The 25,358-nt window shown below is 62.2% G+C and carries 23 protein-coding genes and 3 pseudogenes; 11 read left to right on the top strand and 15 right to left on the bottom strand.

Annotated elements, in window-relative coordinates; genetic code table 11:
• Nucleotides 1-136 precede the first annotated feature (136 nt).
• Nucleotides 137-1,483 (top strand): lipopolysaccharide biosynthesis protein, encoded by a 1,347-nt coding sequence (locus AYJ54_RS04520; RefSeq protein WP_063696848.1) that lies wholly within the window; start codon nt 137-139, stop codon nt 1,481-1,483.
• 57 nt (nt 1,484-1,540) lie between these two features.
• Here the strand turns inward: AYJ54_RS04520 and AYJ54_RS04515 are convergent, their stop codons facing one another.
• The gene (locus AYJ54_RS04515; protein ID WP_063696846.1) at nt 1,541-3,634 is read right to left on the bottom strand and encodes a lipopolysaccharide biosynthesis protein; all 2,094 of its coding nucleotides are present in this window, start codon (nt 3,632-3,634) and stop codon (nt 1,541-1,543) included.
• A 278-nt stretch (nt 3,635-3,912) separates the two neighbouring features.
• Here AYJ54_RS04515 and AYJ54_RS04510 point away from each other — a divergent pair, with 278 nt between their 5' ends.
• On the top strand, nt 3,913-5,100 hold the full coding sequence (locus AYJ54_RS04510; RefSeq protein WP_063696844.1) for a glycosyltransferase family 4 protein: 1,188 nt from the start codon (nt 3,913-3,915) through the stop codon (nt 5,098-5,100).
• Between the two features lie 29 nt (nt 5,101-5,129).
• Entirely contained in the window at nt 5,130-6,665 is a 1,536-nt protein-coding gene (locus AYJ54_RS04505) for a glucosamine inositolphosphorylceramide transferase family protein (RefSeq protein WP_063696843.1), read from the top strand.
• Between the two features lie 254 nt (nt 6,666-6,919).
• Here AYJ54_RS04505 and AYJ54_RS48885 read toward each other — a convergent pair whose 3' ends face one another.
• Nucleotides 6,920-7,153 carry a hypothetical protein gene (locus AYJ54_RS48885; protein WP_136623432.1) on the bottom strand — a complete coding sequence of 78 codons (234 nt, stop codon included), beginning with the start codon at nt 7,151-7,153 and terminating at the stop codon, nt 6,920-6,922.
• 307 nt (nt 7,154-7,460) lie between these two features.
• On the opposite strand from AYJ54_RS48885, the pseudogene AYJ54_RS04495 reads away from it, so the two are divergent.
• Nucleotides 7,461-7,695 (top strand): annotated as a pseudogene (locus AYJ54_RS04495) (NADH-quinone oxidoreductase subunit B); the annotation flags it as partial.
• A gap of 344 nt (nt 7,696-8,039) precedes the next feature.
• Nucleotides 8,040-8,162 carry a hypothetical protein gene (locus AYJ54_RS53405; RefSeq protein ID WP_283808628.1) on the top strand — a complete coding sequence of 41 codons (123 nt, stop codon included), beginning with the start codon at nt 8,040-8,042 and terminating at the stop codon, nt 8,160-8,162.
• Between the two features lie 18 nt (nt 8,163-8,180).
• Here the strand turns inward: AYJ54_RS53405 and AYJ54_RS04490 are convergent, their stop codons facing one another.
• The 11 genes and pseudogenes from AYJ54_RS04490 to AYJ54_RS04445 all read right to left on the bottom strand — a co-directional run bounded on the left by AYJ54_RS04490 (nt 8,181) and on the right by AYJ54_RS04445 (nt 17,400).
• A complete protein-coding gene (locus AYJ54_RS04490; RefSeq protein ID WP_063696839.1) occupies nt 8,181-9,197 on the bottom strand; it encodes a formate dehydrogenase subunit gamma in 1,017 nt (338 codons plus the stop codon).
• A 42-nt stretch (nt 9,198-9,239) separates the two neighbouring features.
• Entirely contained in the window at nt 9,240-9,836 is a 597-nt protein-coding gene (gene fdh3B / locus AYJ54_RS04485; RefSeq protein WP_063696837.1) for a formate dehydrogenase FDH3 subunit beta, read from the bottom strand.
• A 12-nt stretch (nt 9,837-9,848) separates the two neighbouring features.
• A pseudogene (locus AYJ54_RS51125) lies at nt 9,849-12,407 on the bottom strand (formate dehydrogenase subunit alpha); the annotation flags it as partial.
• Nucleotide 12,408: 1 nt separating this feature from the next.
• Nucleotides 12,409-12,795: pseudogene (locus AYJ54_RS51950) on the bottom strand (formate dehydrogenase); the annotation flags it as partial.
• A gap of 2 nt (nt 12,796-12,797) precedes the next feature.
• Entirely contained in the window at nt 12,798-13,016 is a 219-nt protein-coding gene (locus AYJ54_RS04475; protein WP_063696835.1) for a twin-arginine translocation signal domain-containing protein, read from the bottom strand.
• 29 nt (nt 13,017-13,045) lie between these two features.
• Nucleotides 13,046-13,825, bottom strand: a complete 780-nt coding sequence (locus AYJ54_RS04470; RefSeq protein WP_063696833.1) for a molecular chaperone TorD family protein — start codon at nt 13,823-13,825, stop codon at nt 13,046-13,048.
• Between the two features lie 132 nt (nt 13,826-13,957).
• The gene (locus tag AYJ54_RS04465) at nt 13,958-14,578 is read right to left on the bottom strand and encodes a DUF3306 domain-containing protein (protein WP_063696974.1); all 621 of its coding nucleotides are present in this window, start codon (nt 14,576-14,578) and stop codon (nt 13,958-13,960) included.
• 11 nt (nt 14,579-14,589) lie between these two features.
• Entirely contained in the window at nt 14,590-15,108 is a 519-nt protein-coding gene (locus AYJ54_RS04460) for a DUF3305 domain-containing protein (protein ID WP_063696832.1), read from the bottom strand.
• Nucleotides 15,105-16,112 (bottom strand): DUF6352 family protein, encoded by a 1,008-nt coding sequence (locus tag AYJ54_RS04455; protein WP_063696830.1) that lies wholly within the window; start codon nt 16,110-16,112, stop codon nt 15,105-15,107. The genes AYJ54_RS04460 and AYJ54_RS04455 overlap by 4 nt, the downstream gene beginning before the upstream one ends.
• Nucleotides 16,112-16,648 (bottom strand): DUF6505 family protein, encoded by a 537-nt coding sequence (locus AYJ54_RS04450; protein ID WP_063696829.1) that lies wholly within the window; start codon nt 16,646-16,648, stop codon nt 16,112-16,114. Before AYJ54_RS04450 ends, AYJ54_RS04455 begins: the two co-directional genes overlap by 1 nt.
• A complete protein-coding gene (locus AYJ54_RS04445) occupies nt 16,645-17,400 on the bottom strand; it encodes a biotin/lipoate--protein ligase family protein (protein ID WP_245328885.1) in 756 nt (251 codons plus the stop codon). Before AYJ54_RS04445 ends, AYJ54_RS04450 begins: the two co-directional genes overlap by 4 nt.
• Nucleotides 17,401-17,551: 151 nt before the next feature.
• Between AYJ54_RS04445 and AYJ54_RS04440 the strand changes: the two genes are divergently transcribed.
• Nucleotides 17,552-19,522 (top strand): 4Fe-4S binding protein, encoded by a 1,971-nt coding sequence (locus AYJ54_RS04440; protein WP_063696827.1) that lies wholly within the window; start codon nt 17,552-17,554, stop codon nt 19,520-19,522.
• 4 nt (nt 19,523-19,526) lie between these two features.
• Nucleotides 19,527-19,820 carry a hypothetical protein gene (locus AYJ54_RS04435; RefSeq protein WP_063696826.1) on the top strand — a complete coding sequence of 98 codons (294 nt, stop codon included), beginning with the start codon at nt 19,527-19,529 and terminating at the stop codon, nt 19,818-19,820.
• A gap of 74 nt (nt 19,821-19,894) precedes the next feature.
• Here the strand turns inward: AYJ54_RS04435 and AYJ54_RS04430 are convergent, their stop codons facing one another.
• On the bottom strand, nt 19,895-21,187 hold the full coding sequence (locus tag AYJ54_RS04430; protein WP_063696824.1) for a c-type cytochrome: 1,293 nt from the start codon (nt 21,185-21,187) through the stop codon (nt 19,895-19,897).
• A gap of 200 nt (nt 21,188-21,387) precedes the next feature.
• Here AYJ54_RS04430 and AYJ54_RS04425 point away from each other — a divergent pair, with 200 nt between their 5' ends.
• Complete coding sequence (locus AYJ54_RS04425) at nt 21,388-21,684, top strand: hypothetical protein (protein ID WP_245328884.1); 297 nt, start codon at nt 21,388-21,390, stop codon at nt 21,682-21,684.
• A 137-nt stretch (nt 21,685-21,821) separates the two neighbouring features.
• Here AYJ54_RS04425 and AYJ54_RS04420 read toward each other — a convergent pair whose 3' ends face one another.
• The gene (locus AYJ54_RS04420) at nt 21,822-22,019 is read right to left on the bottom strand and encodes a hypothetical protein (protein WP_063696822.1); all 198 of its coding nucleotides are present in this window, start codon (nt 22,017-22,019) and stop codon (nt 21,822-21,824) included.
• 346 nt (nt 22,020-22,365) lie between these two features.
• Here AYJ54_RS04420 and AYJ54_RS04415 point away from each other — a divergent pair, with 346 nt between their 5' ends.
• From AYJ54_RS04415 to AYJ54_RS51945, 3 genes are all read left to right on the top strand, one after another.
• Entirely contained in the window at nt 22,366-23,616 is a 1,251-nt protein-coding gene (locus AYJ54_RS04415) for an ABC transporter substrate-binding protein (protein ID WP_063696820.1), read from the top strand.
• Nucleotides 23,617-23,731: 115 nt separating this feature from the next.
• The gene (locus AYJ54_RS04410; protein ID WP_063696819.1) at nt 23,732-24,559 is read left to right on the top strand and encodes a helix-turn-helix domain-containing protein; all 828 of its coding nucleotides are present in this window, start codon (nt 23,732-23,734) and stop codon (nt 24,557-24,559) included.
• A 232-nt stretch (nt 24,560-24,791) separates the two neighbouring features.
• Nucleotides 24,792-25,358 (top strand): branched-chain amino acid ABC transporter permease (locus tag AYJ54_RS51945; RefSeq protein ID WP_245328883.1); only part of this gene is annotated, 567 nt, incomplete at its 3' end.

Genomic DNA, 25,358 nt, shown 5'->3' with positions numbered 1-25,358 from the left:
CCCGGCGTAACGCCGAAGTCGGCCGGGGTCGACAAAATATTGGAGGCCGCGATTAACACTCGCGGTTTGTTGGCATGCTAGGCTGTCACTGCTATCGCAACGCGCATCTTCGCGGGAGAGTCGTCCCGTATCTTCCATGATCGCATCCATTGTCCAGTTCATACAGCGTGACGTGACGCGCGGTGTTGCCGGGACCATCCTGCTGAAGGTCGGCAGCGGCGCGCTTGCGTTTGCATTGTTCTCGCTGGCCGCACGCACCATGTCGCCCGATGGGTTTGGCATCTTTGCGACCTGGCTTTCGGTTGCCCAGATCGCATCGGTTGTGGGACTGGTCGGCCAAGAAATGCTTCTGGTGCGATTCCTGAACGAGTATCAGGTGGGAGATCAGCCCGACCTCACGAAAGGCGTGCTCCTATCAAGCCTGAAGATCTCCTCAGTCGCGATGCTGATTGCAATTGCGGCAATCGCGTTGGTGGCGAACTTGAGGGGCGATTGGTGGCTGCTGATACTCGCGGTGTCGGCCTACACCGCCGTGAACGCCGGGCTGATGCTTGGTAGCCAGATCGCCCGCTCGCTTGTCAGCATTCTGATGGGAGAAGGAAACAGGGAGTTCTTTTGGCGGGTCATCGTCGTCCTGTTTCTGCTCGCCGTGTTGTTCGGTCATCGACAACTCGATCCCGCCGAATTGATCACCGTAATGACGATCGCCATGTCGGTGGGCCTGGTCGCGCAAATCATTGCGATTGCGCGAGCTCTGCCGAATTTGCGCAGCATGTCGGCGCGTTCCGAGACGTCCCGTTGGAGATCGAGCGCGCTTCATTTCTGGGTCGCGTCTATCCTGGAGGCCGCAAACCAGTACTTGGATGTCATTCTGGTCTACTGGATGCTCGATCCGACAACCGCGGGAATCTATTTTGCCGCCTCGCGTCTGGCCAACATCTTCGCCATGCTGTCTGCCGCACTGTATAGTTTCGGGGCGCGCCGCCTTCCCTCGTTGTACTTCAGCAAGAACCATCAGGAATTCGAGCGAACGTTGCAGCTCATGGCGGAGGTGACCGCGCTTTGCGTGGTGAGCGGGCTCGTCCTTATCTGGGTTGGCGCCCCCTATCTTCTCAACCTGTTCGGGCCTCATTTCGCCGCGCAGCACTGGGTCCTGATCGTGCTCGCGATCGGAACGGCCTTTCAGGCGGCGGGCGGTCCAGCTGCGGCGATATTGCAGCTGACCGGCCATGAGCGTCAGTACGTTCCCGTCGTTGCAGCGAACGTGGCGATGCGGCTGGTCGGATTTCTCGTCCTAATTCCCTGGCTCGGTGTGCTTGGCGCAGCTATTTCGGCCACAGCGTCGCTGGCGCTCGCGACCATCGCCCTCAACATCCTGTGTCGCCGGCGAACCGGAGTCGATCCATCAATCCTAGTGCTGTCGCGCTTCTCGGCATCGAAAAGCGGCACTTATGCGGTCCGTGTCGCTGACTCGGGCGACTAGACGCCGATTTCAATTGGCGGCGATTGCACGGCTCCGCAACACGTTGCCGAACGGCCATCAACCAACCAAGCCCAATGCTTCGCCCTGACGATGAGGAGCCGACGAACCCGCCGGTACACGATTGATCACGAGGCCGGTCGGCACGCCGCCAAATCTGGAGAGCGCAGCTGTTGCCCTGCGCATTGCAGCCGAATCGACTGCGCCTTCGCGAACCACCAGGATGACCAGATCGGCGTGAGCGGCCAGCGCCATCGCCTCGGGTTGCAAGGCAAGAGATGTTGCATGGACGACAATCAGATCGAACTCTGAACGAATATCGTCCGCGCGCAGCGGCTCGGGCCTCTTGCTCGCGCTGAGAAGCACGTTGACGCTGCGAAAGCCCGCCGTGGTAGCGCCGTCTACCTGCCCCTTGGCCGGCACGACCTCGACACCGCCGAGGTCCGGTTGCACCTGGATCAGGACGCTCAGTTCTCCCTTGCTCACAGCCCACCGGTTCAGCGACCGCGCGACGGTGTTGCCGCCGGCCCCCTTGCCGACCGACATCACCAGGGCGACCTTGCCCCGAGGGGCCGGCAGCTTCTCCAGCCTGTCAAGCAGGGGACGCAGATGGGAACTGAGATCAAGTTCAGTCGTCGCGGACAGCGGGCTTTGCCAGATGTTTCTGGTGTCTCCGGGCACCAGATCGGGAATGCGGGCCCACACCGGCGGGCGTGGCCACACCGCAGGCTGGGACACAGCCGGATCCGGATCGCGAACCTCTTGAACAGATTCGCCAGATCCCCGCCCCGTGGCGGCAACGACCGCCGTCGATGTCAGCAGCGAGCCGATCGCGAGAGCGGCAAGCAGCAACGGCAGTGGCGGAAGGGTCGAGCGAAGCGGCGGGATGGCAGGCGACGCAATCTTGGTCAGAGAACTCTGCAGAAGGCGCTGCTCATTGGTCGTCTTGGACCGTGAGAGAAACTGCTCGTAGATATTTCTGTTGGCCTCGGCGTCGCGCTGCAGCTCCTGCAGCCGGACGAGAGCCTGGCCGTCGATCAGGAGCTGCGATTCAGCAGCCTTCATCTGGCCTTCCAGAGCCCTCTGTTGATCGCGTTGGGCCTCATATTCCGACTTTGCAGTCTCGATGCCCTTCGTCCGCTCCAACTCGATCTGCCTGTTGAGATCGCTCAACTGGCTGTACGATATGACGAGGTCGGGATGGCGATCGCCGAAGACCGCGCGCTTTTGCGCAATTTGATCGTTGAGCGCCGACCGCTGGGCCCGCAGTACGTTCAAAAGGTCCTGCTTGGCGGGTCCCTCGACGTTCGCCTTCAGGTCGCGTTGCGCCTGCTCGTAGCGGGCCCTTGCCTCCTCGGTCCGGGCGCGAGCAGCGGCAACTTGCTGCGACAACTCGGTAACGCGCAATTGCTGGGTCGTGGCGTCCTTGCCGGCATTGACGATCCTGTGCTCGAGCTTGAATGCGGCAACGGCATCCTCCGAAGCTCTCAATCGGTCGTTCAATGTCTTGAGCCGGCCACTGAGCCAGTCCGCCGCCTCGTCAGTCGCTTCGGTGCGGATGCGGCTCTGGTTGGCAACGAACGCTTCGGCCACGGCATTGGCGTAGTAAGCAGCCCGCTCCGGGCGGTTCGAGGTGAACCGTATGGCGATCACATAAGTGAGCCCGCGACGGGAAATATCGAGACGGTTGCGGAATTTCTCGAGCAGGCGCGTGGTGTCGGTTTGACCAGCGGAAATGTCTTCATCATCTCGAACCTTGAGCTGCTCGATCAGCGGCCGGAGAAAGCCGTCGGACTTGGCGACTTCAACCAGGCTCTGCAGCGCGGCCGCATCCTGCCCTATGCCCGGCAGGACGTCCTGGTCCGTGGTCACGCGTTGCTCTCGGGGGTCGACAACGACCAGAGCGGTCGCTGCAAATCGAACCGGAATCACCAACAGAACGATAACACCGATCATGAAGATCGCGAGCGCGAGCGTCAAAATGCGGCGGACGTTTTCCAGAAGAAAGGAGAGCACGCCCGCGGCGGTGAGTGCACCGCCAAGGAACGCGGCCGTCGCGCGCGCCTCGCCGGCCGGCAAATTCTGAGCTTGCCACGACGCGGAGACACCGGTCGATCCGGAACTTGTCGGGTCTGCGCGGCGACCGAACGTCATGGATTTACTCGAATTCAACTGGCGAACACTGTTCAGTGGCCTGCTCCAACGTAAATATCTATGGTTAATCGGCGGTTACCCTCCCCAACACGACCATGACCAATTGGTTAACGGGCTCGCTGCACCCCGCCCGGCAACCAACGGAATTTACTCATGACGATGTCCGATCGCGCAGGCTGCGCATTAACTCCATTCGTTTCTACTCGGTGTCCATTCGCGCTTCGCGTGATAGGTACGGGCCACGAGAAAAATTCCATTCCTTCAACGGGTAGGAATCCGTGCTCCGTTATCAGCCAAGCACAGAATTGCGCGAGGCACCGATGCGTTCGTCGACCGCGCCAGTCGCGCGATCCAACAGCGGCGGGCCCAAGCCGCATGTTCTTCTCGTGCAGACCCAGGCCGAGAACGCAGGTGCCCAGGAGATCTCCAGGCTGCTTGGTGCCGGCCTCACCGCACGCGGCTATCAGGTCTCCAATCTGTTCTTCTTCCGCAAATCGGATTCGTTCGACGAACCGCCCAATACGTTCTACTGCGCGTCGAGCCGACCGGGAAATCCGCTCACGCTGCTACGCATGCTGTGGAAGCTCGGTGATCATATCAGGACCACCAGGCCCGACGCCGTCCTGACGTTTCAGCATTTCGGCAACGTCATCGGCGGAGGCGTGTCTCGCCTCGTCAGCCGCGCACCGGTTGTCGCCAATCAGGTTTCATCTGCGATGTCGATGAGTTGGCCGGTCCGCACGGCCGACATCGTCATGGGCAGCCTTGGCTTTTTCAACCGCATAACGCTCAACTCGCTGGACATGCAGCGCGAGTACGCGCGCTACCCCGCAGCCTATCGGTCGCGCATGGTGCATGTCCCACACGGCTTCGACGACAAGGCGCTCATTCTGCCGAGAGAAGCTGCGCGACAACAATTCAATCTGCCGCCGGATCGCGTCCTGCTCGGTTGCGCTGCAAGGTTGCACCCGCATAAGCGACTTGATGCGGCGATACGCCTTTTGCCGGGTGAACCGTCCTGGCACCTTGCACTGGCCGGCCAGGGGGCCGACGAGGCGCGGCTACGGCTGTTGGCAGATGAGTTGAAAGTATCCGACAGATTGCATTTGGTCGGCGAAATCCCCCCGCGCCGAATGGCGGACTTTCTCGCTTGTCTGGACGTGTTCGTATTTCCTACGCAAGCCGAAACCTTCGGTCTGGCCGCGGTCGAAGCCGCAAACGCCGGTGTTCCTTCCGTCGTTAGCGATCTTCCCGTCTTGCGCGAGGTGCTGTCCTTCGAGGGAAGGCCCACGGCACTCTTCGTCGATGCCTCTGACCATGCGAAGCTATCGGCGGCCGTCTCCACAATTCTAACAGACCAAACCCTGAGCGACGAACTGCGACAAAACGCCAAAGGCCTGAAGTCGCGCTATTCGGTAGATGCCATGGTGGAGGAATACGTTCAAATTCTCAGCCAGGCCATTTGATCGGGCGCATTGGAATAGATTGGCTCGACATGATAATCGAGTTTCGCTGCGAACGTGAGCATGCGCGGCAATGGATGTGCCGCGAGACGTTGTCGGTCGACGGCCGGGATGTTCCGGTTCAAGTCGTGTGGACCGCAACGGCAGAGTCACCGACCGCCGGTCTCGACGCGCTGTTCGAACTCGAGCGCGTGGTGTTGCGCAAGGGCAAACACGGTGGCGCCGATAAACTGAAAATCATTCCGGAACGGACGCAGGCTCGCACGGGCACGGCCGACGTGATTGTCGATTTCACAAGCGCCGCAAGGGATCCGAACTGCTCTGCCCGGCTGTATCTCCGCCCGCTGTTCAATGGAGCCGCAGGCGAAAACGCTGTGCTGGCGGCCATTCTCGCGGGCGACCTGCCGGTTATCGAAATCGTCAACGAGATCGATGGTTCGGTCCTCGATCGCGGCCATCCTTCCGGAGAGATTGCGGCCGGCTTGAGCGGTGCTCTCGAAACTGTCATGGCGCGAGCCCTGACCATGGTGACGGCAATCCTGTCGGGAAGGCCGCGCATTCTGCCGCAGCTGGCGCATCCCGCCGGGGAAAGCATCCGCCGGCGACCCGCCGGATACGTTGCGCGCGGCTTAGCCGTATCGATCGCCAAGGAGATATATCGCCTCTGCTGCTATGCCCCGCATTGGCACGTCGGATGGCGCTACAATGCGAGCGCGGGCGTCTGGCAGACTGGAGACCTATCCGGGCCAAGCTGGAACGTTCTTGGAGATCCAGGACATCGCTTCTACGCCGATCCCTTTCCCATCAAATGGCAGGGAAGAACATTCGTCTTCTTCGAAGACCTTGATCACCGGGTTGGAAAAGGAATCATTTCGGCGAACGAGTTCGGTGACGCGGGGCCGGTCGGAGAGGTCGTGCCCGTGCTGGAGGAGCCCTGGCACCTGTCCTATCCGTTTCTGATCGAGGATAGCGGCGAGTTGTGGATGATCCCGGAGAGTTCTCTACACGGGGACGTCGCCCTCTACAAATGCGTTCGGTTTCCGGACAAATGGGAGCGACACTCGACGCTCCTCTCAGGCCTTGAGCTGGCCGACGTGACGATCACGCGGCACAACGGCATGAATTATCTGTTCGGAGCTTGGCGCGACGGAACCGGCGGTTATTCGGATTCGCTGGCGATCTTTTACGCCAAACACCTATTCGGCCCCTGGTTGCCCCATGCCAGCAACCCGGTCCTGATCGATCGCTCAAGCGCGCGACCGGCGGGGAATTTCGTGACCATCAATGAAAGATTGTGGCGACCGGTCCAGGATTGTGCCAACGGATACGGCGCAGCGCTCGGGATGGCGGAGGTTGTCGAACTGTCGCCGACGACATTCAAGCAGATCGTTCGCCACTCTCTTAGACCCGGACCGGCATGGCCTGGCAGGAAGTTGCATACCCTGAACCGCTGCGGCCAACTTGAGGTGATAGACGGATCGCGTGTTCAACCCAAGACCCGAGCCTTCGCGAGACGATCTCCGTCGGCCGTTTTGCCCTCGCCAACCAGCCCATATACTGTCTGCTGAAGCTCGAACCGGCGAAGGCGGTCGCAATCACATGGCAAAACGCTGAAGGAGCGCGAGCACGTTGTAAGGCATCGACTGTGCCTTCGCGCTCGAATCGTATCAATGCCGGCTGCCTGGCCGACGCGCGCCCCCTCTCTTACCCAAGAAGACGCAGAACTCGTCATCGCCTGATTGATCGGGCATGAATGCGAAAGCACGGCCTCAGGGAGGAACCGAGGCCGTGCAGATGCGACGTTCAGGGCAGCATTCTGCAATCAGTCACAGATGCGTCTGCGGATCGTCACGTCCTCTCCGAATCGGTTGGTTCTGTGCTCAACAACTGTTCGGCAATCGCCGTATTCGCGGTAGTTGCGATAATAGCGGCCGTCGTCGTCACCGACGTACACACCGCCGGGGCCTACGCCGAATTCAACCGCCTTGGCCGGAACACTTGCTAACGTGCCGAGCGTACCGAGCGCTGCAACTAGCATGAACAGAGTTCGCTTCATGGTACACCCACTTAAGGTCCGGTGTCTGAAGCAACGACTGACCATGCCAATTGTTTCTGGCTCCTCGTTGTTCCGTATCCCAGTCCAGAGGTCGAAACCCGCTTGGCTCTTAGCCGAGTGAGCGGCGGTACATAAGTTACATCAGATCCATTCGACGGAGCCGGAATCGCCGACATTTCTGCTCCCGAGCAGAATAGGAACGTCTAGGAGAAGCGGAGATTGCTGCATCAGGCAAGGCGTGCAAGGCGATACTGCCATGAACTATCTCGGTACCGCTCCGTTTGGCGACGTCCAAAGCAATCTCGGAGACCGTGGCTTCTTTGTCGCTCCCTTCGACGACCGGATCACATGGGCGCGGTCGGGCTCTCTGATGTGGATGACATTTGGGCTCGCGTGCTGTGCGATCGAGCAAATGCAGGTGTCCATGCCGAGATACGATATTGAACGGTTTGGTGCAGCCCCGCGCCTCGCCCCGTCAGTCCGACGTCATGATCGTTTCGGGGACCCTCTGCAACAAGATGGCGCCGGCGCTACGCAAGGTCGCACGCCGAATTTAACGTGAGCGAAATCGCCATCGGCGCAACAGCGAATTTTTGATATAAATCTTTAATTTCGTTGATATATTTTGGCTCAAACCGACCCTGCATGACTGAGAAATTGTGTTGGACAGACGCTCCGCAGCCTGCGCGTTCCAGGCCCATACAGGTCAGGATTCGAAGCGAAATCTGTCTTCGGATTCTTTAGTGCACAGTCGAAGGTGACACGTCGAACGCCCCTCAACGGCGGCCTTACTGCGGTTGTTTGCGCAAGCGCAGCGTTTGTTCGCGACCGGACATCCTGTATAACAATTCGTAAGTTCGTAAGTCAGCTTGTCTGGAGGATCGCGATGAAGGCTTTCATCCTTGCCTGCGTTGCGGCGATCGTAATCGCTGCGATTGGAGTTGCCGTGCTCGACAGCATACAGGAACCCGTCGCAGAAGCCTTTGCGACGACGGGCGTGCGCCTGTAGACAATGGCTCCGCCAGCTCTATTCGGCCGCGGATGTGGCAGGGCGAGGCCGTGGCTGAGAATCGTTCGGGCCGCTCCGCGCCAGCTCCTGGTCGAGCCACAGGCTGTGGTGCTCGCGCGCCCAATTGACATCTACCTCACCTGATCCCATCGCCTCGAAGGCACCTTCCATCCCGATCGTGCCGATGTAGATGTGCGCGATCATCGCGGCGATAAACAACACGGCTACGACGGAGTGAACGATCTGGGCAATCTGCATGCCTTCGATTCCCGTCAGGTAGAACGGGAACATGAGCTGGTACCCGGTCGCAGCGACGAGACCACCGCCGATCACAACGATCCAGTAGATCCCCTTTTGACCGGCGTTGAAGCGGCGTGCCGGGGGATGATCGTGACCGATCAGGCCGCCTCCGCGCTTGATCCACTCCAGATCCACCTTGTTCGGGATATTGCCGCCGATCCACATCAGAAAAATCAGCACGACGCCGATTGTGAAGGGAAAGCTCAGGTAGTTGTGGGCGAATTTCGCCCATTGCGACCATTCCGAGAAGGCGTCAAATCCAATCAGCGGAAGCAGCAGCGGCCGCCCGAACGTGATGTTCAGTCCCGAGATCGCAAGGATGACGAAGCAGGTCGCGGTCATCCAGTGCACGAAACGCTCAAACGCATTGAACCGCACGATGGTGCGGCCGGATCGCCCGCTTTCGAGGCGAACCATGCCGCGCGTCAAATAGAAGATCACGAGCACCGCCAGCATGCCGAGCATGGCGACGCCGCCGATCCACCGCAGCGCGACGTTGCGGAATTCACGCCACTCGCGGCCAGCCGGTTGCATCAGCACGCTGGAGCGTTGGTCGGGAATGCTGACGCGCCCCTGGATCCGGTCCATCTCCTGGAGCAGCTGGCGCTCGTTGACCGAGCTCGCCGTCGGATTGATCTGCTGAGCCGATGACGATGCCGGGACTCCTGCCGCGATCAACAGAAGCAACGCCCACGCACCGATGACGTGTCGAATGAACCTTGCAAATGACGACATCAACTCCTCCTCGGCGGTGTGCCACGTCGCCCGCGACCTGCTTCAGGACTCGATCGTCTCGCGATAGGCGGTCTTCCAGCCCCACGCGCCTGAGCCGTAGCCGCGCTTCAGCACGCGCTCCTTATAGATCTGGGCGATGATCTCGCCGTCGCCGGCGAGCAGCGACTTGGTCGAGCACATCTCGGCGCACAGCGGCAGCTTGCCTTCGGCGAGACGGTTCGCACCGTATTTCTCGTATTCCTCCTTGCTGCCATCGGCCTCGGGACCGCCGGCGCAGTAGGTACATTTGTCCATCTTGCCGCGCGAGCCGAAGTTACCGATCTTCGGATATTGCGGCGCACCAAACGGACAGGCGTAGAAGCAGTAGCCGCAGCCGATGCAAAGATCCTTGGAGTGCAAAACCACGCCGTCGGCGGTGGTATAGAAGCAGTTCACCGGGCAGACTGCCGCACAGGGCGCATCCGTGCAGTGCATGCAGGCCATCGAGACCGAGCGTTCGCCCGGCTTGCCGTCGTCGATGGTGACGACCCGGCGCCGGTTGATGCCCCAGGGGACCTCGTGCTCGTTCTTGCAGGCCGTGACGCAGGCGTTGCACTCGATGCAACGGTCGGCGTCGCAGAGAAATTTCATACGTGCCATCGTCGTTGCTCCTTATGCCGCCGCGATCTGGCAGAGAGTGACCTTGGGCTCCTGCATGCCCGTCGCGGGATCGTATCCGTAGGTGGTGATCGTGTTCGCACTTTCGCCGAGCACGATCGGGTCGGTGCCCTTCGGGTAGTTGCCGCGAAGATCCTTGCCCGCAAACCAGCCACCGAAGTGGAAGGGCATCCAGGCTACGCCCTTGCCCACCCGCTCGGTGACGAGTGCCTTCATCCTAGCCCTGGAATTGTTCTCCGCACCCGTGACCCAGACCCAGCCGCCATCCCTGACGCCGCGCTCGGCGGCATCGGCGGGATTGATCTCGATGAACATGTCCTGCTGCAATTCGGCGAGCCACGGGTTGGTCCGGGTCTCCTCGCCGCCGCCCTCATATTCGACCAGACGGCCGGACGACAGGATGAGCGGGAACTGTTTTGCAATTCCCTTCTCCACCGCAGCCTTCTGGACGGAGAAGCCGATATTGGGCATCCGGAACTGCTTGGCGTCGGGCAGCGTCGGATATTTGGCGACGAGATCGACGCGCGGCGTATAGATCGGCTCGCGGTGGACTGGGATGGGATCCGGCAAGCCGAAGGCATTCATGCGCGCCTTGCCGTTGCCATAGGGAACGCAGCCATGCGCCAGCGCGACGCGCTGGATGCCGCCCGAAAGATCGAGCGCCCACGACACCGTGTCCGGATTGGCCGGATTGATCTTGTTGATGACCGCCATTTCGGCTTCCGTGAGCTCGGTGTCCCAGCCGAGCTTCTTCAGGCTTGCCAGCGTAAATTCCGGGTAGCCGTCCTGGATTGCCGAGCCCAACGAGTACGAGCCATCCGCGAGCAGGCTCACCTTCCGCGTCGTGCCATCCGGCAGCTTCTCCTCGCGCTCGACACCGAAGCGCGGCCGGAACGTGCCGCCGCCATCCATCACATGCAGATTGGTATTGTAGAGCAGCGGCGTGCCGGGATGCTTGACCTCGGGTGATCCCCAGCATGGCCAGGGCAGGCCGTAATAGTCGCCCCCGACCTCGGGATCGTCCTTGGGCGCCCGCATGGTCAGCATGTCGAACTTCGCCTGGTTCTTCATGTGCGCCTTGAGGCGCTCGGGCGATTGCCCGCAATAGCCGGTCGACCAGCTGCCGCGGTTCATCTCGCGCAGTACATCCTCTGCTTCAGGAAGATTGTTCTCGACCTTGATTTTCTTGAACATTTGGTCGGCAAAGCCAAACTTCTTCGCCAGGAGATAGATGACTTCGAGATCATCCTTCGACTCGAAGATCGGCTTCACGATCTGCTCGCCCCATTGCAGCGAGCGGTTGGAGGCCACGCGCGAGCCCTTGCACTCGAATTGCGTGGCGACCGGGAGAACGTAGACGCCGTCCTTGCGCCCCGCCTCGACTGCGAGCGAGGCCCAGGTCGTCGGATGCGGGTCGGCGATAACGAGCAGCTCGAGCGCCTTCAGGCCATTGAGAGATTCAGGAATACGGGTGATGCTGTTGGAGGCGTGTCCCTGCACGAACACCGCCTTCACATTGTCCTTCTGCGCGACCTGATCCTTCGGCAGCGTCACCGCTTCGAACCAGCGGGTCAGCGGGATGCCCGGGGTTTCCATGATCTGCTTGGAGTCGAAGCGTGACTTCAGGAAGTCATAATCGACCTCCCAAACCCGCGACCAGTGCTTCCAGGCGCCCTCGGCGAGCCCGTAGTAGAACGGCAGCGTGACGATATCGAGCCCGACATCGGTTGCGCCCTGCACGTTGTCGTGGCCACGGAAGATGTTGGCACCCGCGCCGGCCTTGCCGACATTGCCGGTCATCAGGAGCGCGATGCAGCTGGCCCGCACATTGGCGGTGCCGACGGTCTTCTGGGTCTGGCCCATGGCCCAGATCAGCGTCGCCGGCTTCTCGGTGGCAAACATCTTGGCAACGCGCTTGAGCTGCTCGCCGGGAATGCCGGTGACGCGCTCGACTTCTTCCGGAGTCCACTTCTCAACCTCTTTCTTAAGATCGTCGAACCCGTAGACGCGCTGCCGGATGAACTCCTTGTCCTCCCAGCCATTCTGGAGAATGTGCCACATCATGCCGTAGAGCACCGGGATGTCGGTGCCCGGCCGCATCCGCACATAATCGGTCGCGTGTGCGGCCGTACGCGTCAGGCGCGGGTCGATGACGACAAAGTTGGCTTTCTGCAGCTCTTTTCCCTCGAGCAGATGTTGCAGCGATACCGGATGCGCCTCGGCCGGATTGCCGCCCAAGATGACCTGCGTCTTCGCATTGCGGATATCGTTGTAGCTGTTGGTCATCGCGCCGTAGCCCCAGGTGTTGGCGACGCCGGTGACGGTGGTTGAATGGCAAATGCGGGCCTGGTGATCGGTGTTGTTGGTTCCCCAGAACGCGCCGAGCTTGCGGAACAGGTAGGCGCCTTCGTTGGTCATCTTGGCCGAGCCGAGCCAATAGACGGAATCGGGCCCCGACTTCTCACGTACAGCCTGAAGTTTGTCGCCGATCTCGTTGATTGCGGTATCCCAGGAGACGCGGGTCCACTGCCCGCCAACGAGCTTCATCGGATANATAGCGCAGCCGCCGCTCGCTGTGCACGAGCTCGCGCACGGAGGCGCCCTTGGCACAATGCGAGCCGCGGTTGATCGGGGAGTCCCAGCTCGGCTCCTGGCCGATCCATACCCCGTTCAAGACCTCGGCCGTCACCGTGCACCCAACGGAGCAATGCGTGCAGATGCTCTTGCGGACGGTCGCGCCCGCGGTGAGCGGACCGGCCATCGCTGCTTCCGCCTTGCGCACGTTGCCGACCGGCAGGGTGCCGAGTGCTGCGAGCGCGCCGCCGGCGAGACCGGATTTGCGCAGGAAACTGCGGCGGTCGAGACCGCCGGCCTGACCTGCAAGGGACTCGACAACGGAGCCGTGGCGCAGGGGACGCTGGTTTGTTCGCTTGATCAGCACGGTCAGCCTCCCTTAGCCGGATAACGATTGACGCGGTAAAAGGCCTTGACGTGATCGGATTCCTTGTAGCGCGCCTTGCGCTTCTCATCGTTGGTCTCGCTGTCGGCCTGCGCAGGCCCGACCAGCGGTGTCGCGAGCGTCGCGCCTGCGCCGACCGTGCCAATGCCGACCTTGCGCAGGAAGTCGCGGCGCCCGACCGTGACTTTCTTGTCTCTACTCATCGCATCCCTCCTGGACCCGCGCGTGCGGGTCAGTTGGCGAATGTGAATGCTTCCGCCTCGATCTCGATAAAGACGCGACCGAACGCACCGACCGCACGATAAAAGGTGGCGTTCTCCGCGCTCTCGATGTCGGCGAACAGCCGTCCCATCCAGGGCGCGAGGTGTTTCTCAAAGAAGGCGCGCTGCGTGTCGAACGACGCCGCCAAGCGGCCTCCCGCGAAGCCTGCCATGATCTCGCACAGGATGGCCGCGTGATCTTCCGGCTCAGGATTGTTCGCGACGCGCTCGATCCCAAGCGCAGTGAGATCAGCGCGCAGGCGCGACAGCGGCCGCTCGTTGAGAAAGCCGGTCAGGTAGTAGGAGGCATAGGGCAAGAGCTCGCCGCGGCCGAGGCCAACGAACAGGTTGAAATATTCGCGTTCGGCCTTCGTCTCGACCGCGTTGGCGGCGGCTGCAGCGAGCGCAGCATGCGCGCGCCCGAGCGGCGTCGTATCGCCGGTCAAAGCAGCCAGTTGATCGAGCAAGTTTTTCGACGGTGCTGCGGACAGAAGCGAGGCGAGCAGCAGATATTCCTTCGCTCGCGCTGCGTCCACGGGATCAATCGGTTCTTCGGACAAGAGCGGCTCGCTGTACAGATCAGGGCGCAAGTGATCGCGCGATACGCCGGTGGCCGCTTCGACCGCAACCACCCGTTGTGCGGGCACCTTGCTCCAGTTCGAAACAGAGGGCTGGCTGATACCGATTTTGCGCGCAAGCTGGGCAACGCCGCCAGCGGCGCCAATGGCTCGCTCAAGGCCATCATCACGCACGTGGACCTCCCATCCAAGTCCCAGGTGCTTGATTTTGCTTCTGTTACAAAGCGCTAGATGTAAGGTAGTCCCTGCTCCGCGGGGGGTCAATCGCCTCCCCATAGCCTGAGGCTATAGCCTTTCGTCGGACCTCTAGCTGGGCAGCGCGCTGCCATGCCTGCGGCGCCGAAGCGACACCCGTTCGCTTTCAGTGTTTTCAACGAGCGTTGGTTGCGTTGCAGCAGGAACAGGTTCGGGTTCAGCGGTCGCGACATCTTCGACATCAACTCTTGACGTCTCGGCTTGGCGCAATTCCCGTGAAGGATCCATGACTACAGCCGGCGTCTCAGACAGCGTCTCGGCCGAGGCGCGCAGGCCACAGACGATTCTGTCAACGAGCGCGGCCAGTTCCCCCTCCGAACAATCCAGCGGACCAAAGCCCGGCATCGCGGTCGGATCGTTGAAGTCCCAGGCATTTTCCGCAAGCCCTACGAAGTCGCGAATGGCAGGATCGGCACTCCAGGCGCGACGAAGCGCCGCACGCGTCAGCTCCTGCGGAATCCCCTTGCGCAGGAACGCCTTGATGTCGGTCGCTGATGTGATCGAGTCGATCGGAGGCAGGCTCGAAAGGTCGAATTCCACTTCGTCGTCTTTCACGCGGGGCGGCGGTGCTGACTGCATGTCGTCGTGTATTGCCGGGGCCGGTTGCGTGGCGTTCGCCTTTGCCTCCCGCTTGCGACGGGACCAGCGTGCCAGGAACTTATCCTCACTCAACTTGTCCTCACTCATTCGTGTCCGCCTTCATGATGCTGCCGGCGCGCCAGCGCCTCTGGATCGGCCTGCCGCCGCTCGCGTTTGAAGAACTCACGTTCGACGTGGTGCTCGGCAACGAAGCTTTCAATCTGCCTGCGCAGCATCTCCGGCATGGGTACGGCCTCGACGAGATTTGCACCGGCCTCCGTGAACGCCTCGCCTTCCGCGGGATCGGCAGTGGCGGCCGCCACCGAATAGGGCCAGGCGCCTTCCGCAGGCGACAACACGGTCCAGATGCTCGGACTGCCCGAAACGAGATTGTCGCGATAGCGCGCTGTCTCGGAACTGTAGAGATCGACCGTGGCGCTGCCGGCATAGAACAGCGTCGTCCCGTCCTCTTCGCGGAGCACCGTCCAGGGTTTGGTGTCCGGCTCGTCCGGCAGCACAGCGACCGCGCGCCAGACAAACTCGGTCCAAGGCGAGTCCGCCCTGTGCCGTTCGACCACGACGCCGACGGGAATGCTCACAAGCGGCAGCGCGACCGGGCTCACGTCACCATCTCCAGGCGTTTAATCGGCAGCCCCGTCAGCAAATTCTGCGACTTCATTCGCAGCTTCTGATCGGTGTCCATCGACAGAATGAGATAGACTGGCTCGCCCTGCATCTCGTCTGCGGCCATGCTCGTGTCAGCAAACGTCAGGCGGAACAATGAGAGCACGCGTCCGGCGCTGCGATCGTCGAGCCGTTCGCCATGCCAGAGACGGTCGCCGAGCCTGGTCGCATCGGCATCGAGCCCAACATACCAGGTGAGCTGCGCATCACGCAGCTCGCGCAATGGCTCGATGGTGACGTCGATCCCGAGCAGATGGGAGACCCAGCGCGTCATCGCCTGCGCCAGCGCTCTCGGCCCGCGGCCGCCTGCGGTGAGGTCGAACGCCATGTCGAAATGGTCGCTTCGGTGCCAATAGTCCTCGGCATTGTCCTCGCTCAAGACGTCCAGCTGGGCATCGCCAACGGCCCCCAGCATCGACATCAGCGAGAGCACCGGGGTCGGGCTCTGCCCGCCGACAACCTCTTCATCGCCGAGCAGCAGGGCCCGTTCTTGCGGCAGGATGCGCTGCGGCCGGAAGAACAGCTCGGCTGCGCGCAGCACGAACGGATCATCGCAGCCATCGAGCGTGTTGCGCAGGATCACGTGCACGAGCTGATTGACGAAAAGCGGCGGCAAATCCTTGACCCCCGACCGGACGGTTGCAAGATAGGCGGCCTCGAGCGTCGGATGCCGCACGAGGAGATCGCGAAAGGCAAGCACGAACCGCCAGTTCTCCCGGGCATCTGCATCGACAATCGCTGCGATCTCGTCCGCTCTGACCGGCCGGCGGGGAGCGGCGAGCAGCTCGCGGTGCAACTGCCGCTCGACCGGGCAGGCTTCGTCCGGCGGAATCAGCTCGGGGCGGGCGAAATAGGCCTTCAGGAACTCGTCGGTCACGCAAAGCCCGCCGCTCTCGTCGCGATCGAGCAGATGGTGGCCGCACGCGATCCAGAAATCCTTCATCAGTGCCGCGGCTCCTGGCTCATATCGGCAAGCCTGAGATCGCTGTCGGGTTCGACTTCATCCTCGATTTCCATGAACGAGAATGCCTTGCCGTGTCCCTGCCCTTTCCGCAGTTGCAGCCTGCGGAATGACTCGCGGACTTCGCCGTCGCTCACCGAACGGTGGACGGCAATGAGCGAACTGATCGGATGCGCACAGAGCGACCGCGCAAAGGCGACTTCCTCTTCCGCAGCCGTCCGCGCGGTTGCCAGATCCGGCGCGCCGAAACGATCGACGAGTTGCCTGGCAAGGAGTTCGATCAGCGTCCGGCAATCGTCCTCAGTCGCCGGCACAATCTGCACCAGCGTCGACCAGCCCCAGGATTGCACCCCGAGGAAGCCGCTGCGAAAGGCCGCGCGCGCCTTGCCGCTCAGATGCGCCGGATCCTGATCGCAGAAGCGGAAGGCGCCGGAGACGGCCCATTCGCCTGACGCGGCCGGCACGTCGAACACGAAGGTGTCAGAGGGATCGAGCGCGATGGTGCGCAGCAGTTTCACAGTCGCGGCCCTCCGAGCTGGGGATCGAGCCAGGACGGAGTGGCGAGCGCCTTGATGAGTTCGTTCCGCTCAATCCGGTCAGCGTTGATGTGGCGTATGAGGAGATTCCCGCAATCATCGATCCGCAGGATGGTTTTCCGCTCGCGGGCTACGCGGCTCAAATAATCGCGCGCGATGCCGTCAAAGCCATCGACCTGCCAGCCGTCGATCGCCCGCATCAGGTGGCGCGCAAAACTTTCCGTCACTTGCACGGCGCCGGCCTCGCCAAATCCCTCCTCGTCCAGCGCAGACGCGAGCGGATGAACGCCAGGCCCCCGTTCGCTCATTGCGACCGTCCGGATCATGGCGCCAAACACGAGCCACTCGGGCGGCTCGTCCTCCCGCACGGATGGCGGCCACCCCAAACGCCCGCCGCCGACCAGCCCGCCGTCAATCCTCACAGCATCGGGCCAGCCGATCGCAACCGTCTTGTTGGGCGGCGCATAGGCGCGAAGAGCGTCAGTGAGCGCGACCATGCCGGCGTAGAAGGCGCGCCGCGCGGTGCTCAAGGGCTCGCCCGGCTCGAGCACCACGGCAAATTCGGCAAGATCGAACCGCCCGACGAACACCAGCGTGCCGGCGCCGCTCTTGGGTGCAATGCGGCAAGCGTGAGCGAAGGCGTCTCCGCTCTCGCGCAACCGGACGAGCGTAAATGGTGGCGGCAGATGGATCGGTTCCGCCAGGGAAACGTGGCTGGTTGGGGTCGACCCCAAGACCGTCCTCCACTTTCCTTTTCTTCCCGAAAGTGAATATCTATACGAGGTGCAGGAATGGCGCGAGTCCGCAAGTCGGCGCCGCACTGACGGAGGGATTCACCTGGAGCAGCCAGCGAAGACCGTCCTGATCTGCTCGTGTGAAGACACGATGCGCCTTGACACGGCTGCGATCCGGCGTGGATGCCCCAATTGCGAAATCAGCAGCTTTCGTCATCTCTGCGGCGCGGAACTCGACCATTTCCGCGACGCCGCGAAGGCGGACGGCCCGCTGACGGTCGCCTGCACGCAGCAGGCTGCGCAGTTTACCGATGAGAGCGGCGAGCGCCCTGGCGGGATCACCTTCGTCAACATCCGCGAGACGGCGGGCTGGTCGCACGACGGCGCGAATGCGGGCGCCAAGATGGCGGCGCTGCTTGCGGCGGCGGAGGTTCCCGCACCGGACTATCCGCTGGTCACATTGTCGAGTGAGGGCATCATCCTGATCTATGGTTGTGATGAGGCGGCGATCGAAGCCGGGCGGCTGCTTGCAGATCATCTCGATGTCACGGTCATGCTCAAAAGGCCGGCAGACATCACGCCGCCTGCCGCGGCAGTGTTCCCGATCGTGAAGGGCACGATCCGCAACGCGCGGGGACATTTTGGCGCCTTCGAGCTCACGATCGACGGCTACGCGCAGCCACACCCGTCGTCGCGCGACCGCTTCGTGTTCGAAACCGAGCGCAACGGCGCGACCTCGCGCTGCGATCTCGTGCTCGACCTCTGCGGCGAGCCACCGCTGTTTCCCGCGCACGACCTGCGGGACGGCTATCTCCGCGCGGATCCGAGAGATCCCGCGGCTGTGCTGCGCGCGGTACTTGCCGCTCGCGATCTCGTCGGAAGTTTCGACAAGCCGAGATATGTCGACTTCACGCCCAGCCTCTGCGCGCATTCGCGCTCGAAGCTGACCGGATGCCATCGTTGCCTCGATCTGTGCCCGACCGGCGCGATCACGCCCAACGGCGACCATGTCGCCGTCAACGCAGAAGTGTGCGCAGGTTGCGGCCAATGCGCAGCCGCTTGCCCCACAGGAGCTGCATCCTACGCGCTGCCGCCCGCCGACACCCAGTTGCAAGTCCTTCGCGCCATGTTGCTCGCCTATCACGAGGCCGGCGGCACGCATCCGGTGCTGTTGCTGCATGACAGCCAGCACGGCATGCCGCTGATCGATGCGCTTGCCCGTCATGGCGACGGATTGCCGGCCAACGTGCTTCCCCTCGCCGTCAACGAGCTGACGCAGATCGGGCTGGAGGCTATCATCGGCGGATTCGCGTATGGCGTGGCTGCCGTGCGGTTTCTGCTGCGCGCAAAACCGCGGCACGAGGTGACCGGACTGTCACAGACGATCGCCATGGCCGACGTCATTCTGGCTGGGCTCGGATTTGGGGGATGCCGCGTGGCCACGATCGAAACAGACGATCCCGACGCTCTCGGAGCGCAGTTGAGCGGGATCGGGACGCTTGCGGCAGTCGGGACGCCCGCAACCTTCAAGACAGTCGGCAAGCGGCGCGATCTGCTTCGCCTAGCCCTCAGCGAATTACACCGCCTGGCACCCAAGCCGGTCGACGTGATCGCCCTGCCGCAAGGCGCGCCGATCGGCGCGATCAGCGTCAATACCGATGGATGCACGTTGTGCCTGTCCTGCGTCTCGGTCTGTCCGACCGGCGCGCTTCGCGATGATCCCGAACGCCCCGTGCTCAAATTCGTCGAAGACGCCTGCGTGCAATGCGGCCTGTGCCAGAGCACGTGCCCAGAAAAGGTCATCACGCTCAAGCCGCAGATCGATTTCCGCGCGGCCCGCGCGCCCGCGCAAGTGATCAAGGAGGAGGAGCCCGCGCTTTGCATCCGCTGCGGCAAGCCATTCGGCGTGAAGAGCACGATCGACCGGATCGCGGCAAAGCTCGAGGGCCGGCATTGGATGTATCCCGCCGGCGACAGACGGCTCGACGCCTTACGGATGTGCGCCGACTGCCGAGTCATTGTCATGAGCGAACAGCAATTCGACCCGTTCCAGGGCGTTCCGGAACGCGCGCCGCCACGGACGACGGATGACTATCTGCGCCAACGCGAGAACAAGGATTAGCCGCATGTCTCGTTTCACGGTGGTACTGTTGACGTGCCTTACGACCACGGTCCTTGCCAACGGAGCAGCCGAGGCTGCCGCGCTCACCAAGGCGGAAAAGGTTGCGCTCAAGCAGGCAATCGTCGCCTGCAAGGCGGAGGCGAAAGGCAAGAAGATCAAGTGGCTGTCACGCCGGAAATACGTCAACCAGTGTGTCGTGACGGCGCTCAAGGAGCATCCCAACATTGACGTCGCTCGCATGCTCAAGGAGCGCCCGGAGCTAACGAATATTCCCGTGGAGCAATGGCCGGGGTATTAGAGCCTTGTCGGCGTTTTCTTCGCGCGAACCGATCGCGTTCGAGGAGGGCGCTGAGCGTTTACCACCAAATCGACCTACTTCGACGTCGCACGCGCCAGAAAGTCCGTGAGCGCGCGGCGATCCTCGGCTGAGCCGATGTGCTGCTCCGGCATCTTCGTGCCGGGCGTATAGGCGTTCGGCCCGATCTCGAACAGTTTTGAGACGGTCTCCGGCGTCCAGACGATGTCCATCGCCCTGAGTGCGTCGGAGAAGCGATAGCCCGGCAGCGAAGCGATCTTCCGGCCGTAGAGTCCGGCAAGCGTCGGGCCGGCACGCTGCACCTCCGTCTCAGACAATGTGTGGCAGGCGACGCAGGCCCTGAAGATTTCGGCGCCGTGATCACCGGCATAGGCGGCGAGCGGATCCGCCGGCGTGCCCAGCACGTTCGATCCGATCGCCACGCCGGTCAGCGCATTCCAGCGCCTGATCTTGCCGTCAGCGTCGCCGGTCAGGAGCGTCGCGCCATCGGGCAGGAACGCAACCGACCAGACCGGCTTCCCGAGCCCGGCGAGCGTGCGCAGCACGCTGCGCACCTTGCGATCGACGATCGCCACGGTGCCGTCAATTCCCGCCGCGGCGATCAAGGCGCCGTCACGGGAGATCGCCAAGGCCACGATCGGCTTAGCGCCGGCCGTGACCTCGCCGTTCCCCTTGCCATCGGCAGTCATCATGCGCAGCTTGCCGTCTGCTGCGCCGGTGACAATTTCGCCATCAGGCGAGATGGCTACGGCATTCAGCGGCGCCGGCATCATAACGATCTCGGGGCTGCCGCCCGGCAGGCGCCAGATCCGCACCGTCAGATCGTAGCCCACGCTCACCAGCGATTTTCCATCGGGAGCAAAGGCCACGCCGTTCACGTTTTGCGAGTGACCTTGCAGCACGCGCGTCCCACCGTCGGGCAACGATGAAATCCGCACGGTGTGGTCCCACGAGGCTGATGCGAGCTTCGATGCATCGGGCGAAACGGCGAGCCCGACAATGGGTCCCGTATGGCCTTCGAAAACCTGGTCCGGCTGCGGCCGGCCCGGCGTCCAGATAGCAATCTGGCCGTCCGCACCGGCAGTTGCCATTCTTCCGTCTCGGAGGAAGGCAACCGCGTTCACTGCACCCGAATGAAAGCGAAGGACTTGCTCGGCGGACTCGGTTGCCAAGGACCATCGGATCGCTGCCGTGTCGAAGCTACCCGACAGAACCGTCTTGCCATCGGCCGAAACGGCGATTGCGCGGACAGGCCCGCCGTGTCCCGCCAACTGCGCTTGCGCGGGCTGCAGCGCCAGGAGCAGCGATGCTGTCAGAAGCGCGGTGGCGAGACGCAAGATCAAATCCATTGGCCGTCGGAAACACTCAAGCGAAGCAACCCACCACCTTGCCATTCTGCCTGGCTTGTGTCGGTTCCTGCCGGCGACCATTCTGCGGGTCTTTGCGGTTTGGCCGGCAAGCCCGACGTCCGGACAAAAACTACTGATTTGATCCAGCCCAACGAAGGCAGCTCGTATTCGGTTCCAGAGTGCGACAAGCGGCGCCTTGAATGGCGACCCAAGTGATCGCAGTCTTGCCAAAGGCCCCTCACGAACCAAGGCCGAACATGCAAATACACCCGAAAGCATATCTGCAGCTCATCTCGCGGTTGTGGCACTTTCGCGTCATGCTGCCGCGAAATCGCGATCCCGCCACCCGGGACGCGTCGCCACTGCTCATCTACATCGTCGCCGTGTTAGCGCTACTATTGGCTGTCCTTGAAGTCGACCTCCACCGCGCGCTGCTTCAATCCTTCGGACTGTTCGGCACCCCTGTTGAGATCAACCCGATTTTCATGAGCCCTTGAGACATCCCGTGTGACACCGCTGCTCTCGCAAGCGGACGAGCCGCCTGACGCATCGAGCTGTTCGAAGTTGTGGGAGCTGTCCGACACACACACACACATCGCGAACCACTGGTCGGGACGCAAAGGCGGCATTCTACCTACGGCTGCACTCCCCTTGGATACACCAGGGATCGATCTTCGAAATCGTCAACCGGCAGTTTGCCTTGTTGCGCCTTATGCATCTCTTGCATTGCCGGCATCCCTGCTACAGACGATGATGGGTGCGATCGCGGCATATTCGTCGCGGCCGCGAGAACCGCGATGGCAGTCAGGCCGGAGATCATCAGGAGCTTCATGCGAACTTCCTTTGGTTCTGAGAGAGATGAAGCTCTGACTAGTGCAAGACCCGAGTCCGCCATGTGATATCCCTCACATCTCTCTCTTTCTTGATTATGGCTGGCTGGCGTCCCCCTTACGCAACGGTCGCGCGAACGCCGCAAGCCAGTCGGCTATTGCACCCGCGAAGCCAATTGCGCCGCAACATTCAAAATGAGACTGCTCGTCAAGCCGAACGAGGTACCCGCGCATGCGCCGCATCCGACTTCGGTTAGCCTTCATTCAAGAGACCGAGAGCCTTTCGAGAGCCACGGGCTTCGCGCCGGTTCGGCGCGGCAACAAATCGGCGATACAGGGAGGAGTACAATGTCGAAATGCAGTGTGGGACTGATCGCGCTAAGCAGCCTCTTTCTTTCAGGCGCCGCAATCGCCCAGGAAAAGATCAAGGTCGGCGTCACCGCAACCCTCGAGGGAACTTACACGGTGCTCGGCGAGGACGGCATGCGTGGCCATCAGACGGCGCTCAACGTGCTCGGCAAGAAGGTCGGCGACAAGGAGCTTGAATTCATCGTTGCCTCCACCGATGCGACGCCGGACTCCGCGGTGCGCGCCGTGCGCAAGCTGATCGAGCAGGACAAGGTGCAGATCCTGCTGTCGCCGCTCTCCGGCGACGAGGGCATCGCCGTGAAGAACTTTGCAAAAACCCATCCCGAGCTGACCTTCATCAATGCGGCATCCGGTGCGCAGGAAACCACCTATGTCGATCCTGCCCCGAACTTCTTCCGCTACAACATGGACGGCGCGCAGTGGCAGGTGGGCCTCGGCAAATACGCCTATGACACCAAGGGTTATCGTAAGATCGCAACCGTCGGCGAGGACTATTCCTTCATCTACACGCAGGTGTTCGGGCTCGTGCTCGAATTCTGCGGACAGGGCGGACAGGTTACCAACCGGCAATGGGTGCCGCTCGGCACCAAGGATTTCGCCTCCGTCATTGCCGCCCTGCCCGACGACGTCGATGCCATCTATCTCGGGCTCGGCGGCGCGGACGCCGTCAACTTCCTCAATCAGTATCAGCAGGCCGGCGGCAAGGCGCATCTGATGGGCGGTTCCATCATGATCGACCAGACCATCCTCTCGTCCAAGGGCAACGCGAAGAACGCGCTGATCGGCACCATCGCGGCGAGCGGCCAAGCCGACACGTGGGAGGATCCGGGCTGGCAGAAGTTCGTGAAGGCCTATCAGGACGCCTTCCCGCCCAACAAGCGCTTCCCGAGCCCGTCGCTCCTGGCCACCAACTATTACGGCTCGACCATGGCGCTGATCCTCGCGCTGCGCGAGGTCAACGGCGACCTCAGCGACAATCAGTCGAAGTTCAAGGCCGCGCTGGCAAAGATCGAACTCGACGCGCCGAACGGCAAGATCAAGCTCGACTCCAATCGCCAGGCGATCGGCACCAACTTCGTCACAGAAGTCGTCGATGACGGCAAGGGAGCGCTGTTCAGCAAAGTCGTGAAGGTGATCCCGAATGTGAACCAGACCCTCGGCTATGATCCGGCGGTATTCGCCAAGATCGGTTTGCCGAGCCGGACAGTGCCGGAATGTAAGAAGTACTGACGCATCACGTGCGACCGGGGAGCGACTTGCTGACGCGGACGCTCTCCGCTCTTGCAATATCTTCCCGGTTGTTGAACGCTGACTGAAAAGACAAGAACATTCGGGAGGGGAAGGCATGAGCCGGGCGCTCGCCGTCTTCCATGGCCGGTTCGGTCGGGCGACGGTTTATCAGTTGAACCGCCCTTTCAACATCCACGCGCATCGTGAAGGTCATCTGATCTTCCATGTCGGCGGCATGCCGGCATGCATCGATGTCTGCGACGGACACTATGATCTCACTGAGTCCTCCGTCGTCGCCGTCAATCCCTGGGAGCCGCACAACTTCCTGCCTACCGATCTCGACGGCGGGGCGATTTTCTTCGTGCTCTACGTCAACGCCGAATGGTTTGCGCCTGACGCATCCGGTAGCGACCGGCTGCGTTTCGGCCGCACCCAGTTCAAGCGAACCGTCGCGCTCGACAAGCACATCAGACGCACCGCCGCGCTCGTGTGCGGCGCACCATCGCTCTCCAGTCTCGATTCCGAGCTGCGGCGACTGATCGATATCTGCTACGACGAAAGCTGGCAGCAGGCCGAGGTCGTGCGCGACACGCGCGCGAACGGCGCGGTGACCGACTTTCGCGTGCGCAAATGCATCAAGCTGATGTCGGAGAGTCCCGGGGCCGAGATCGAGCTCGATACGATCGCGCGGGAATCCGGCTTGTCGCGACCGCATTTCTACCGGCTGTTCCGCGTCCAGACCGGCGTCACGCCGCATCTCTATCTCAACACGCTGATCATGGAACAGGCGCTCGAAGCGCTGGTGGCCAGCGAGACGCCGATCGCCGATATCGGCTTTGATCTCGGCTTCTCCTCGCAGAGCGGTTTTACCCGCTTCTTCGCCGCCAATGTCGGGATGGCGCCGACCGATTATCGCCGCGCCGCCAAGGTTTTGCGCGCCTGAGGCACGCGCGAAAAGATACTGACGATCAAACGCTCTCCTTGTGTCCTCGCTAGGATGTGGGGAACGCGATCCCGATAGAGGATCGCTATCCAGGGAGAGGCACTTCCATGGCGAGGTACGCAGCCTGCGCAAGGCTGTCCGACCTGCATTCGAAGCGCGACGCAGAGCAAGGTCGCTGCGGTCTTGCTCCCTCTCCGCGTTTGCGGGGAGCGGTGAAGGGTGAGCGGCTGCCATGACCCGCTTTGTCGAGCGCCACCCCGCCTGGGCACTGATCGTCATCATTGCCATCGCTATCGTGCTCTGGCTGATCTTCGCAGTCTGGCCGCCGGGCCTCGAAGAGGCGATCGGCCGCAAGCGTGTCTTCCTCAACGCCGTCTTCAACGGCATCACGCTCGGCGGCCTCTACTTCCTCGTCGCGAGCGGCTTCACGCTGATCTTCGGCCTGATGCGCAACGTCAACCTCGCACACGGCTCGCTCTACCTGTTCGGCGGCTATGTCGGCTATGCCATCAGCGCCTCGACCGGCTCCTGGATCCTCAGCTTCATCGTCGCCTTCATCCTGACCGCCCTGGTCGGGATCCTGCTCCAGGTCATCGTTTTCCGCCGGATGGAGGGTCAGGATCTCCGGCAGACCATGGTGACGATCGGGCTTTCGATCGTGTTTGCCGATCTCATGCTGTGGGCCTGCGGCGGCGACTTCTACCAGATCCAGACGCCGAACTGGCTGATCGGCCCCGTGGAGCTGCCGCTGATCACGGCGGTCAAATCCTCGGGCGAGCCGGTCTATCTCAGATATCCG

The organism is Bradyrhizobium centrolobii (assembly GCF_001641635.1).
Taxonomy (GTDB): Bacteria; Pseudomonadota; Alphaproteobacteria; order Rhizobiales; family Xanthobacteraceae; genus Bradyrhizobium; species Bradyrhizobium centrolobii.
This window is presented reverse-complemented; position numbering and strand designations above follow the sequence as displayed.

Bases quoted from the DNA above. Each gene is read 5' to 3' on its own strand.
- AYJ54_RS48885 (WP_136623432.1), bottom strand. From the start codon at position 7,153: ATGAAGCGAACTCTGTTCATGCTAGTTGCAGCGCTCGGTACGCTCGGC.
- fdh3B (WP_063696837.1), bottom strand. From the start codon at position 9,836: ATGGCACGTATGAAATTTCTCTGCGACGCCGACCGTTGCATCGAGTGC.
- AYJ54_RS04515 (WP_063696846.1), bottom strand. From the start codon at position 3,634: ATGACGTTCGGTCGCCGCGCAGACCCGACAAGTTCCGGATCGACCGGT.
- AYJ54_RS04440 (WP_063696827.1), top strand. From the start codon at position 17,552: ATGCGCCTTGACACGGCTGCGATCCGGCGTGGATGCCCCAATTGCGAA.
- AYJ54_RS04520 (WP_063696848.1), top strand. From the start codon at position 137: ATGATCGCATCCATTGTCCAGTTCATACAGCGTGACGTGACGCGCGGT.
- AYJ54_RS04420 (WP_063696822.1), bottom strand. From the start codon at position 22,019: ATGAAGCTCCTGATGATCTCCGGCCTGACTGCCATCGCGGTTCTCGCG.
- AYJ54_RS04415 (WP_063696820.1), top strand. From the start codon at position 22,366: ATGTCGAAATGCAGTGTGGGACTGATCGCGCTAAGCAGCCTCTTTCTT.
- AYJ54_RS04430 (WP_063696824.1), bottom strand. From the start codon at position 21,187: ATGGATTTGATCTTGCGTCTCGCCACCGCGCTTCTGACAGCATCGCTG.
- AYJ54_RS04410 (WP_063696819.1), top strand. From the start codon at position 23,732: ATGAGCCGGGCGCTCGCCGTCTTCCATGGCCGGTTCGGTCGGGCGACG.
- AYJ54_RS04490 (WP_063696839.1), bottom strand. From the start codon at position 9,197: ATGTCGTCATTTGCAAGGTTCATTCGACACGTCATCGGTGCGTGGGCG.
- AYJ54_RS04505 (WP_063696843.1), top strand. From the start codon at position 5,130: ATGATAATCGAGTTTCGCTGCGAACGTGAGCATGCGCGGCAATGGATG.
- AYJ54_RS04435 (WP_063696826.1), top strand. From the start codon at position 19,527: ATGTCTCGTTTCACGGTGGTACTGTTGACGTGCCTTACGACCACGGTC.
- AYJ54_RS04425 (WP_245328884.1), top strand. From the start codon at position 21,388: ATGGCGACCCAAGTGATCGCAGTCTTGCCAAAGGCCCCTCACGAACCA.
- AYJ54_RS53405 (WP_283808628.1), top strand. From the start codon at position 8,040: ATGAAGGCTTTCATCCTTGCCTGCGTTGCGGCGATCGTAATCGCTGCG.
- AYJ54_RS04455 (WP_063696830.1), bottom strand. From the start codon at position 16,112: ATGAAGGATTTCTGGATCGCGTGCGGCCACCATCTGCTCGATCGCGAC.
- AYJ54_RS04475 (WP_063696835.1), bottom strand. From the start codon at position 13,016: ATGAGTAGAGACAAGAAAGTCACGGTCGGGCGCCGCGACTTCCTGCGC.